Genomic DNA, 11,174 nt, shown 5'->3' on the forward strand with positions numbered 1-11,174 from the left:
TTTCGCCCTCATAATCGTAGTCAATCAAGCTTGCCGACACTTGACAAATTTCAAATTGCTCTAAGGCCCTGGTGCCAGCAGCACAGTATTCTTAATTTCGATATTGAATCCAATATCGCGACCGGGAACATCATCCTTCCTTCTATGAGCACCGCTAGCTGAACCTTGATGTCTGTTTGAAGCCGCCGTACGCTATCGGCATTCATGGAGGAATCTGGCTGATGGCACGCGTGGGTTTGATACTGACACCGGGTTTTGCTGACTGGGAATACGCATTCATTGCTGGAACTGCGTCTCCATTTTATGGGATCGACGTCAGGTTTTTCGCACCTGTTACAGGGCCGCTCCACTCGCAGGGCGGATTGGCTGTAACTGTCGATAGTGGCTTGCAACAATGCCTGGACTGGAAACCGGACGTTGTTGTCGTGATTGGAGGAATGGTCTGGGAGCGTACAGATGCTCCGGATATTCGAGACTTTCTTCATGCTAGTCGTTCAAGTGGAGCGACAATTGCTGGCATCTGTGGTGGAACGCTGGCACTTGCGAGAGCTGGGCTACTCGACACGGTTCCTCATACCTCGAACAGCGCTGACTTTCTGCAAAAAAATGCCGTAGGTTATGACGGGCGCACACGCTATCGAAGCAGTGCAGTAGCTGTGGTTGCAGACCGCATCATAACTGCTCCAGGCCCTGCACCCGTTAGCTTCACCTGCGCAGTGTTCGAAGGTGCCGGATTATCTTCAGCGCTCATCTCTCAGTTCAGATCAATGCTAGCAGCGGAACATGGATGACCGCCTCGTTCCACAAATCAGCCCATCAGGTAATGTCTTCGACGGTCCTCTTCTGGCCGTTAGCTGTCCTTTTTTAAAGGCAGATGTAGGTCGAATGCAGCCACTCATTGCTTGAGCGCAAACAAGTCCTCTGCCAACTCACCGGGTTGCCGCAAGTCCATCAGCAGCACCTCTGCCTTGCTGTACCGAAAACCGGGCCTGAAGATACGGTCGACCGCCTCTGAGGCAAATCGGGTCATCAGCAGCGTGTCGCAGGGTGGGTATGCGCACAGGCGAGATTATGTCGCTGCGCTGGGATGAGGTCGACGTCGAGAAAAAGACGGCTCACATCTGCCGGATCGTGGTTGAAAAGCAGGCAGTGGAGCGGACCAAGACGAAATACACCCGCACCGTAATGTTGAACAGCCGGGCTCTTGGCGCACTGGCAAGGGCCAGAGAGATCGCGCAATACCGCTCGAAGCAGAAGCGCCGCGTCTCGACGGAGTCGCCATTCATCTTCCAACCTTCTGGCTCGTCACCACGAATCCAGCGTTCATTGCTTGGCAGCTTGGGCGCTCGGTGCAGGTGCTTCTCTCGACCTACGCCAAGTGGTTGAATTCTGCCAACGATTGGACGGAACTGGCGAAGCTGGAAAAGAACGTAATGGGTACAGGATTAAATATCGTTCACCTTGCGCCCTTTAGTCATAAGGCATTCGACAGCAATTCAGCCATACTCCAAAATGCATCGGTTTTAGGGGGAAAACCCTTGCACAGCCAACGACATACCAACTTTTAGTGAGCCTCAACGTGAAAACATCCCTGTCCATCCTCAGCCTGCTGCTGTTGCTCACAGGTACCGCGACCCTTCCGTCGACTGCTGCTGCACAACCCCCGGCCCAGGTTCAACGTGACCCATCCAAACTGCATCTGGCTTCGGGCAGCGCTCTGCTGATAGACCTGAACAGCAACCAGGAGCTGTATTCAAGCCATGCCGACCGCGTGGTGCCGATCGCTTCGGTGACCAAACTGATGACGGCGATGGTGGTACTGGATGCCAAGCTGCCCATGGATGAAATGCTCACCATGACCATTGCCAACAACCCGGAAATGAAAGGTGTGTACTCGCGCGTGCGCCTGGGCAGCCAGCTGGACCGCCGCGAAACCCTGCTGATTACCCTGATGTCGTCGGAAAACCGTGCGGCCAACAGCCTGGCCAACGCCTACCCCGGCGGCTATCCGGCGTTCATCAAGGCAATGAATGCCAAAGCCCGCAGCCTGGGAATGGCCCATACCCGCTATGTTGAGCCGACCGGCCTGTCGACGCAGAACGTATCCACTGCCCGCGACCTGGCCAAGCTGCTGATGGCCTCGCGCAAGTACCCCATGCTGAGCGAGCTGTCGACCACCCGCGAAAAGACCGTCGCCTTCCGCAAGCCCAACTACACCCTGGGCTTCCGTAACACCGACCACCTGGTGAACAAAAGCAACTGGGATATCAAGCTGACCAAGACCGGCTTCACCAACGAGGCCGGGCACTGCCTGGTACTGCTGACCCGCATGGACAACCGCCCGGTGGCCATGGTCATTCTCGATGCCTTTGGCAAGTACACCCACTTCGCCGATGCCAGCCGCATGCGTCAATGGCTGGAAACCGGTAGCGCCAAGCCGGCACCGGCGGTGGCCATGCAATACAAGGCCGACCGGCAGAACAAGGGGCGGTTGGCGGCCGAATGACCGCCATTTCCTGGAACGTGCGGGCTTGTTGGCGAAACAGACCACGCGGTGGATAGCACGGGCTTCGCCCGTGTTCGCGGGTAAACCCGCTCCTACACGACGGCCTGCGCCCAATCACCAATGTGTGTCCACCCTCGATAGGTGTAGGAGCGGGTTTACCCGCGAATAGTCGCGGCGGCAACGGTGAACGGCGGGTGGAAATTGGCCCGCAGGGCCGGCCCATTCGCGGGTAAACCCGCTCCTACAGCGGCCTGTGCATGTGTAGGAACGGGTTTACCCGCGAATACGGTCGCGGCGGCAACCGTGAACGGCGGGTGGAAATTGGCCAGCAGGGCGGCCCATTCGCGGGTAAACCCGCTCCTACAGCGGCCTGTGCATGTCCAATCAGGCCGTAGCGCTGACCATACCGCCCGCACTGCTGCCGCCCTCTTGCTGCAACAGCTCCAGCAACTGCGCCGTGGCCGCCATGATCTGCCCGTTGAGGGTGGCAATGCTCGCCTGCTTGGCACCTATCGCTGCCGCCTTGGCAGCCTCGTCCATCTTGCTGTTCTGCAATGCCGCCAATTGTTTCTGCTCTTCTGCCAGTTGCTTCTGCAGATCCTTGATCAACTGACGCAGCTCGCTCACAGCCCCCGATTCGCCACTGCCTTCAGCGTCGGTGGATTGCGCCTGGCTACCCACCGACACCTTCATGCTGTCACTGCTGACGCTCAACGGCCCCACCGCCTCACCGGCCTGTTTCGCCTGTTCACGCTCGGTTGCTGCGTTCGCGCTCAGCGTCTGCGCTGAAACACCATTGATCATCAGGTTGCTTGCCGTGATGCCGCTCATGTCGATTCCCTGCCTGAAAGATTGGTCCTTGCCGTAACCAACACATCGGCCGCCTCACGCTGTTCTTTAGCCCGCTTAAATTCCCCCTCGGCTGGCTCGTTCCAACTCATGTACTTGCGCAGGAGCCGGAGCCCCGGCGGGCGTCCATATTCGACCATTCAGGGAATCGCAGCCATGAGCCAGTCCTCACAGCAGGAAACCATCAAAGACATGATCGGCGTGGGCTTCGGCCCCTCCAACCTAGCCTTGGCCATCGCCCTGGAAGAACTCGCCGAATCCCGGGGCCATGCGCTCGACGCACTGTTCATCGACAAGCAGCAAGACTACCACTGGCACGGCGAGACCTTGGCTACCCAGAGCGAGTTGCAGATCTCGTTCCTCAAGGACCTGGTGTCGCTGCGCACCCCGACCAGCCCGTACAGCTTCGTCAACTACCTGCACCAGAAGCAGCGCCTGGCCGACTTCATCAACCTCGGCACCTTTTACCCCTGCCGCCTGGAGTACAACGACTACCTGCGCTGGGCCGCCGAGCATTTCACCTCCCAGGCGGTGTATGGGCAGGAAGTGTTGCGCATCGAACCGCACGTGCATGCAGGCCGGGTCCAACACCTGTGCGTAATCACGCGTGACAGACAAGGCCGCGAATACAGCCGCCCCACCCGCTCGGTGGTGGTGGGCAGCGGTGGCACACCGAAAATTCCGGAAAACTTCGGCGCCTTCAAGGACGACCCGCGAGTGTTCCACCACTCGCAGTACCTGAGCAGCCTGACCAAACTGCCGTGCACGGCTGGCAAGCCCATGCGCATTGCCGTGATCGGCTCAGGCCAGAGCGCCGCCGAGGCATTCATCGACCTCAACGACAGCTATCCGTCAGTCAAGGTCGACATGATTCTGCGCGGCTCGGCCCTCAAGCCCGCCGACGACAGCCCCTTCGTCAATGAGATCTTCTCGCCCGACTATACCGACCTGGTCTACAACGAACCGGCCGACCAGCGCAGCAAACTGCTGGGCGAATACCACAACACCAACTACTCGGTCGTCGACCTCAACCTGATCGAGCGCATCTACGGCATCCTCTACCGGCAGAAGGTTGCCCATCAGCACCGCCACAACGTGCTGTGCCGGCGCCAGGTGGAAGCAGTGGTGGCCACCCGCGAAGGCCTGGAACTGACCCTGCGCGACCTCGCCACCGGCCAGCAGCAAACCCACCGCTACGATGCCGTTATCCTCGCCACCGGCTACGAGCGCCGCTCGCACCGTGAATTGCTGGCGCCGCTGGCCGATTACCTGGAGGACTTCAGCGTCGACCGCAACTACCGCGTACTGGCCAGCCCTGACTTGCAAGCCTCGGTGTACCTGCAGGGCTTCTGCGAAAGCAGCCACGGCCTGAGTGACACCCTGCTTTCGGTCCTGCCAACCCGCGCTGCGGAAATTGGCCGAGCGCTGTACCAGGATCTGGAGCAGCTGCACGAAAAACCCCAAGCAGCAGTGGCGCTGACCCGCGCCTGACCCCTCTGCAACCCGCCATCAAGGCCGGACTGATGCCTCGTGCGCAGTCCGGTTTTTGTGCTTTGAAACATTTAGTTTCATTTTAACCTGCAGGTTTTCAATTCTCATTCGTCCTTATCAGTACAGCACTCTTTGGTTGGCACACGCTCGACCACCAATAGCAGAAGACCGTCTGATGGCCAAATCACCGAAAAAATCCAAATCCAGGCTGTGGTTCCTGGTCCACAGCTGGCTCGCCTTGCCGATCTGGTTCTTTGTCCTGATCGTCTGCTTCACCGGCATGCTCGCCGTGGTCAGTCAGGAAATCGTCTGGCTCGCCGATCCGGCGGTGCGCGCCAACAAGCCAGACGCGGACACCGAGCGCATGAGCTTTCAGCAGGTACTGGAGGCCTTGAACAAGGCCGAGCCGGACATGGTGGTGGAGCGCCTGAGCCAGCCGGATGGTTCGCACTTCGCGGTAAAAGCCAATGTCACGCTGCCTGACGGCACCAGCCCGACGCTGTATGTAAACCCCTACACCGGAACCATTCAGGGCAGGACCCCAGACTTCAACTTCGAAGCCTTCACCCGCGCCCTGCACGGCTGGTGGCTGGTGCCGTTCACCAACGGTTTCAGCTGGGGCTGGTATCTGGTATCGCTGCTCGGCCTGCCGATGCTGGCCTCGTTGGTCACCGGCCTGGTGGTTTACAAGAAGTTCTGGAAAGGCTTTTTCAAACCCGTGCGTACCGGCCATGGTTCGCGAATTTTCTGGGGTGACCTGCACCGTCTGTCCGGGGTGTGGTCAATCTGGTTCATTGCGGTCATTTCCGTCACCGGCACCTGGTTCCTGATCCAGGCGATCCTGTCTGACAACCACATCACCCTTTCCAGCCAGCCCATCGTGCCGGTGATCGCCCGTGAGGAAGTGCCACAAACGCCAGATGGCAGCCCCGCCTCGCGCATCGACCTGGATGAGGCGGCACGCCTTGCCGGTCTGGCGATCCCAGGGCTGGAAGTGACCTCCATCTCGCTCCCCGCCACTGCCTACAGCCACGTCACGCTGTCTGGCCCGGGCTGGTACCCGTTGATGTTCCAGAGTGCTTCGGTGAATCCGTACACACGCAATGTCGACAGCCAGTTCCTGATCAGCGACCGTTCGGCGCTGGAGTTCGTCACCGAGTCCATGCGCCCGCTGCACACCGGCGACTTTGGCGGTTTGCCGATCAAGCTGGTGTGGTTCTTCTTCGGCCTGATCCTGACCCTGATGGTGCTCAGCGGCCTGCTGATCTGGACCAAACGCACCGCCCAGGCCACCGCCGCGGCCCTCAAGCGCAGCGAGCGCGCTCCACGTGCGGCACACAGTGAAACCACCGTGGAGATCCACTCATGAGCCAGGCCCTGCCCGCCAGCCCGCTGAAGCAGCTTTGGCTGAAGTGGCGTTTTCATCTGAACATCCTGCTGATCCTCATCCCGCTGGGCTTCATGCCCAAGTACTTCGCCGACGCCAGGCTGTTCCGCGGCGAGGCGGGCCTTGGCGCCAACGTGATCAGTGACATCCAGGTCGGCCCCTACAGCCTCGACCTTGCCGAACTGCGTGACGAGGCGCCACGCGCCGACGGCCCGGCCGGCTACTTCAAATCGTTCAATGCAGCGTTGTGCAAGGCCTGCATAAAGGACGTCAAGGCCGCCTACCTGCGCATCGGCAAGCCACGCAGCCTGCGCGCCGCCGGCACCATTTTCTTCGGTGCACCGTACAACATGGGCACCTCGTTGCCGATCCCGCCGCGCACCAAACCCGATGCGCACATCTGGATCACCCTGGAAGGCTGGGACGGCAGCATGCACCAGGCGTCGATCCCCCTGGCCAAGGCATCGCCAGCCACCGTTGCATGGCTCGAGAAACAAGGAGGCAACAAATGAAATACCTGATGCGCACCCTGACGCTGCCCTTCCTGATACTGGCTGCCAGCCCGGCGCTGGCGCACAACCCGATGTGCGAATGCGAGGAGCTGGCCAACGGCCAGGTCAAGTGCACCGGCGGTTTCTCGGACGGCAGCGGTGCCCCCGGGGTGACCCTGGACGTGATCGGTTATGACGAACAGGTGCTGGTCGGCGGCAAGCTTGGCGACGACTCGACGCTGACCTTCAAGCGCCCGGACGGCGAATTCTATGTGCTGTTCGATGCCGGCCCCGGGCACGTGGTGGAAGTGGACTACGCCGATATCGCCCAACCATGAGCCGCGCCCAAGTCATTCGCCCGGCTGGTGCCGGGCACGAAACCCTGTACGTGCTGCTGGCAAGCCTGCTGATCGTGGTGCTCGCCGCCAGCGTGGTGCTGCTGCGCGGTGAGCGCGAGGACGAACAGGCCATCGCCAGCCACCAGATCGACGCCCGCCGCGACCTCACCGCCGCCGAACAAGGCCTGTACACCGACCTGCGGGTAGCCTTCGACGAGATCCAGCTACTGCGCGAAGAAAACGCCGTCACGCCCAGCGTAAAGGCCCTGGCCGAAGAAGGCCTGCCGCCGTTCGTGGTCGATGCCGGCAGCCAGAGCCGTGGCGGCCACCAATGGTCATGGCTGGAACCCGGCGCCTACCTGGGTCGCAGCCAGGCCCCGGAAGTTGCCGGCAGCCTGCTGCTGATCCTGCCACCCGACAGCACAGGCCAAGCCGATGTCTGGCTGCGCCGCGACAGCGCCGCCGTGATCCCGGACGACCTCGGCCAGGCCGCCCTGATCGCCGCTGGCTGGCAGCAGGTGGTCAGCCACTACGACGCCGGTGTTACCCGCGAACACCGTCACTGAACCCAAGGACCCGCCCATGTTTCGCTCCGCCCTCGCCCTGCTCCTGTCCCTTGCCCTGCCGGCAATGGCCCTGGCCGATAACAGCAAGCCGCTGCGAATCGGCATCACCCTGCACCCCTACTACAGCTACGTGAGCAATATTGTCGGCGACAAGGCCGAGGTGGTTCCCCTGATTCCGGCGGGCTTCAACCCGCACGCCTACGAGCCGCGGGCCGAGGACATCAAGCGCATCGGCACGCTGGACGTGGTGGTGCTCAACGGTGTTGGCCATGACGATTTCGCAGACCGCATGATCGCCACCAGCGAAAAACCCGACATCGCCACTATCGAAGCCAATCAGAACGTGCCGCTGCTGGCGGCCACTGGCATCGCCGCGCGCGGTGCCGGCAAGGTGGTCAACCCGCACACCTTTCTGTCGATCAGCACCACCATCGCCCAGGTGAACAACATCGCCCGTGAACTGGGCAAGCTCGACCCGGACAACGCCAAGCTTTACACGCAGAACGCCCGTGCCTACGCCAAGCGCCTGCGCGCCCTGCGTGCCGAGGCCCTGGCCAAGGTCACCGAAGCCCCTGGCGCAACGTTCCGGGTCGCTACCATTCATGCCGCCTATGACTACCTGGTGCGCGATTTCGGCCTGGAGGTGACCGCTGTCGTCGAGCCGGCCCATGGCATCGAGCCCAGCCCGGCGCAGCTGAAAAAGACCATCGACCAGCTCAAGGCGCTGGACGTGCGGGTGATTTTCTCGGAAATGGACTTCCCGTCGGCCTATGTCGAAACCATTCAGCGTGAGTCCGGTGTGCGCTTGTATCCGTTGACGCATATCTCCTACGGCGAGTACACCAAGGACAAGTACGAGGTGGAAATGAAGCGCAACCTCGACACGGTGGTCCGCGCCATTCAGGAGAACCGCGCATGACCGCTGCCGCCAAGCTGGCGACAGCCTGCGGGCCGCGCATCGAGTTCACTGGCATCGATCTGACCTTGGGGCGCACGCGCATCCTCGAACAGGTCAGTTTCAGCGTGGCAGCAGGCAGCGTGCACGCCATCGTCGGCCCCAACGGCGGTGGCAAGAGCTCGTTGATCAAAACCCTGCTCGGGCAGATGCCACACCAGGGCCAGCTGACCTTGCATTGGCCAGGTGAGCGCGAAGTGATTGGCTACGTGCCGCAGGCACTGGAGTTCGACCGCGGCCTGCCCATGACCGTGGACGATTTCATGGCCGCCATGTGCCAGCGCCGCCCGGCCTTCCTCGGCCTGTCGCGGCGCGTGAAGCCGGCCATTGATGCAGCCCTGGTAAAGGTTGGCATGCTCGACAAGCGCACGCGGCGCATGGGGGCACTGTCCGGCGGTGAGCGCCAGCGCGTGCTGCTGGCCCAGGGCCTGATCCCCGAGCCGCAATTGCTGGTGCTGGACGAACCGATGTCGGCCCTCGATGAAGCCGGAATCCAGGTGTTCGAACAGTTATTGCAGGGCTGGCGCCAGGCCGGCACTACCGTTCTATGGATCGAGCATGACCTGGAAGCCGTGTTGCGCCTGGCGGACCGGGTAACAGGCCTGAACCGCCAGGTGCTGTTCGATGCGCCGCCTGCCCAGGCCCTGACCCCGGAGCGCCTGCTCGGCCTGTTCTCCGTTCACCCGCGTAGCGAGAGCCTTGCCTGATGAGTTTTGAAATCTTTCGCCAAACGGTCCAGGACTGGGCCACTGCCGGCTATCTGCCCGAGGCGTTGGCCTACGGCTTCGTGGTCAACGCCCTGTTGGCCGGCCTGATGATCGGCCCGGTGTTGGGTGGCCTGGGCACCTTGGTGGTGGTCAAGCGCTTTGCGTTCTTCTCCGAAGCGGTGGGCCATGCGGCGCTGACCGGCGTGGCCATCGGTATCCTGCTGGGTGAGCCCTATACCGGCCCTTACGGCAGCCTGTTCGGCTACTGCCTGCTGTTCGGCATCCTGCTCAACTTCCTGCGCAACCGTACCGGGCTGTCGCCGGACACACTGATTGGCGTGTTCCTGTCGGTGTCGCTGGCGCTGGGCGCCAGCCTGCTGCTGATGCTGGCGGGCAAGATCAACGTGCACATCCTCGAAAACGTGCTGTTCGGCTCGGTGCTGACCGTTAGCGCCCAGGACCTGGTCGTGCTGGGCATCGTCGCAGTGCTGGTGCTGGCCTTGGCGCTGCCGCTGTACAACCGCATCATGCTGGCCAGTTTCAATCCGCAGCTGGCGGCTGTGCGCGGGGTGGCGGTTAAGACCCTGGACTATCTGTTCGTTGTGCTGGTGACATTGGTGACCGTGGCTGCGGTGAAGGTGATCGGGGCCATCCTGGTCGGTGCACTGCTGGTCATCCCGGCCGCCGCCGCTCGCCTGGTCAGCCAGTCGCTCAAGGGCTTTTTCTTCCTGTCGGTGCTGATTGCCACCATCAGTACCCTGTTCGGCATCCTGCTACCGATCGTTTTCGACCTGCCAGTGCCGTCTGGGGCCGCGATCATCCTGGTTGCCGGCATCTGCTTTGCCCTGGCCGCCCTGGCCCGCGCGCTCGTTCCCCGCCTGCAAGGAAATCCGGCATGAACTTCAAACACCTGACCCTGGCGCTGGCACTGGCCGGCCTACCGTCCCTGTCTTTCGCCACGCAAGTGCTGACGACCCTGCCGGTCACCCACAGCCTGGCCAGCGCCTTGCTCGAAGGCACTGCGGTGCAGCTCCAGCGGGCGGCACCGGCCAACCTGCCTGCCAGCCGCCAGCCGTCGTATTTCAGTGGGCGTGGCGGCGCAGGCCTGCACAAGGCCGCCCAGCAGGCAGATGCGGTGATCGCCGTGCGTTCGATCTGGCGTGACGACCCGCTGTACCCGATGGCTCGGCGCAGCAATATCCGCATTGTCGAGATCGATGCCGCACGACCGGTGGATGGTGCCCTGCCGGGCATTGCGGTGAGCGGTGACGATGCCTATGACGCTTACCCCTGGCTCAACCCGACCAACCTCGGGCGCATGGCTGACGTGGTGGCCAATGACCTGGAGCGCCTGGCGCCGGACGACAAGGCAAAGATCCAGGGCAACCTGGCAGGGCTCAAGCGCCAATTGCTGGAGCTTTCGGCCAGCAGCCAGACGCGGCTGGCCAAAGTCGACAACCTGACGGTGGTGAGCCTGTCGGAGCGGCTGGGCTATCTGGTCAACGGGTTGAACCTCGATGCGGTCGAGCAGCCGCTGCCGGCCGATTGGGATGCGGCCGCACTCAAGGCGCTGGGGGAGAACCTGAAGGCGCAGGACGTGGCGCTGGTGCTGGACCATCGTCAGCCGGACGCGGCAGTGGCCGAGGTGATCAAGGCGGCCGGGGCCAAGCTGGTGGTGGTGGAGAGTGACCCTGAGGATGCGATTGCGGGGCTCGAGGCCAGCGTTGACCAGGTGGTTGGGGCACTGGGCGAGCGCTGATCGGACAGGCTCGCGCGGCTGCAGTGGACACGCACCGGTGGTTCGTAGGAGCGGGTTCACCCGCGAATGGGCCGGACCTGCTGGCCAATCTCCACCCACCGTTCACCGTTGCCGCCGCCACCATA

General features: G+C 62.1%; 13 protein-coding genes and 1 pseudogene. 12 read left to right on the plus strand and 2 right to left on the minus strand.

What is annotated here, in order from left to right; genetic code table 11:
- Positions 1 to 221: 221 nt before the first annotated feature.
- The gene (locus V7787_RS14930; protein ID WP_081273290.1) at positions 222 to 791 is read left to right on the plus strand and encodes a DJ-1/PfpI family protein; all 570 of its coding nucleotides are present in this window, start codon (positions 222 to 224) and stop codon (positions 789 to 791) included.
- A 107-nt stretch (positions 792 to 898) separates the two neighbouring features.
- Here V7787_RS14930 and V7787_RS14935 read toward each other — a convergent pair.
- Positions 899 to 1,054, minus strand: a pseudogene (locus V7787_RS14935) (DNA polymerase V subunit UmuC); the annotation flags it as partial.
- Positions 1,055 to 1,071: 17 nt separating this feature from the next.
- Between V7787_RS14935 and V7787_RS14940 the strand changes: the two are divergent.
- Together V7787_RS14940 and pbpG are read left to right on the plus strand one after the other, a co-directional pair.
- Positions 1,072 to 1,386 carry a hypothetical protein gene (locus V7787_RS14940; RefSeq protein WP_231114308.1) on the plus strand — a complete coding sequence of 105 codons (315 nt, stop codon included), beginning with the start codon at positions 1,072 to 1,074 and terminating at the stop codon, positions 1,384 to 1,386.
- A 193-nt stretch (positions 1,387 to 1,579) separates the two neighbouring features.
- On the plus strand, positions 1,580 to 2,506 hold the full coding sequence (gene pbpG, locus V7787_RS14945) for a D-alanyl-D-alanine endopeptidase (protein WP_010954624.1): 927 nt from the start codon (positions 1,580 to 1,582) through the stop codon (positions 2,504 to 2,506).
- 384 nt (positions 2,507 to 2,890) lie between these two features.
- Here the strand turns inward: pbpG and V7787_RS14950 are convergent, their stop codons facing one another.
- Positions 2,891 to 3,337: a hypothetical protein gene (locus tag V7787_RS14950; protein WP_020192949.1), complete on the minus strand. Its 447-nt coding sequence runs from the start codon at positions 3,335 to 3,337 to the stop codon at positions 2,891 to 2,893.
- 174 nt (positions 3,338 to 3,511) lie between these two features.
- Between V7787_RS14950 and V7787_RS14955 the strand changes: the two genes are divergently transcribed.
- From V7787_RS14955 to V7787_RS14995, 9 genes are all read left to right on the plus strand, one after another.
- The gene (locus V7787_RS14955) at positions 3,512 to 4,846 is read left to right on the plus strand and encodes a lysine N(6)-hydroxylase/L-ornithine N(5)-oxygenase family protein (RefSeq protein WP_010954626.1); all 1,335 of its coding nucleotides are present in this window, start codon (positions 3,512 to 3,514) and stop codon (positions 4,844 to 4,846) included.
- Positions 4,847 to 5,021: 175 nt separating this feature from the next.
- Positions 5,022 to 6,215, plus strand: a complete 1,194-nt coding sequence (locus tag V7787_RS14960; RefSeq protein WP_064491483.1) for a PepSY-associated TM helix domain-containing protein — start codon at positions 5,022 to 5,024, stop codon at positions 6,213 to 6,215.
- Positions 6,212 to 6,745 carry a hypothetical protein gene (locus tag V7787_RS14965; protein ID WP_014590504.1) on the plus strand — a complete coding sequence of 178 codons (534 nt, stop codon included), beginning with the start codon at positions 6,212 to 6,214 and terminating at the stop codon, positions 6,743 to 6,745. The genes V7787_RS14960 and V7787_RS14965 overlap by 4 nt, the downstream gene beginning before the upstream one ends.
- The gene (locus V7787_RS14970; protein WP_020192951.1) at positions 6,742 to 7,062 is read left to right on the plus strand and encodes a hypothetical protein; all 321 of its coding nucleotides are present in this window, start codon (positions 6,742 to 6,744) and stop codon (positions 7,060 to 7,062) included. The genes V7787_RS14965 and V7787_RS14970 overlap by 4 nt, the downstream gene beginning before the upstream one ends.
- Positions 7,059 to 7,628, plus strand: coding sequence for a DUF6162 family protein (locus V7787_RS14975; RefSeq protein ID WP_064491485.1), 570 nt, complete (start codon positions 7,059 to 7,061; stop codon positions 7,626 to 7,628). Before V7787_RS14970 ends, V7787_RS14975 begins: the two co-directional genes overlap by 4 nt.
- A gap of 16 nt (positions 7,629 to 7,644) precedes the next feature.
- Positions 7,645 to 8,547: a metal ABC transporter substrate-binding protein gene (locus tag V7787_RS14980; protein WP_020192953.1), complete on the plus strand. Its 903-nt coding sequence runs from the start codon at positions 7,645 to 7,647 to the stop codon at positions 8,545 to 8,547.
- Entirely contained in the window at positions 8,544 to 9,290 is a 747-nt protein-coding gene (locus V7787_RS14985) for a metal ABC transporter ATP-binding protein (RefSeq protein ID WP_020192954.1), read from the plus strand. Before V7787_RS14980 ends, V7787_RS14985 begins: the two co-directional genes overlap by 4 nt.
- Complete coding sequence (locus V7787_RS14990) at positions 9,290 to 10,189, plus strand: metal ABC transporter permease (protein WP_064491487.1); 900 nt, start codon at positions 9,290 to 9,292, stop codon at positions 10,187 to 10,189. Before V7787_RS14985 ends, V7787_RS14990 begins: the two co-directional genes overlap by 1 nt.
- On the plus strand, positions 10,186 to 11,049 hold the full coding sequence (locus V7787_RS14995; protein ID WP_064491488.1) for a metal ABC transporter substrate-binding protein: 864 nt from the start codon (positions 10,186 to 10,188) through the stop codon (positions 11,047 to 11,049). Before V7787_RS14990 ends, V7787_RS14995 begins: the two co-directional genes overlap by 4 nt.
- Positions 11,050 to 11,174: the final 125 nt, after the last annotated feature.

It is taken from the genome of Pseudomonas sp. CGJS7, from assembly GCF_036961695.1.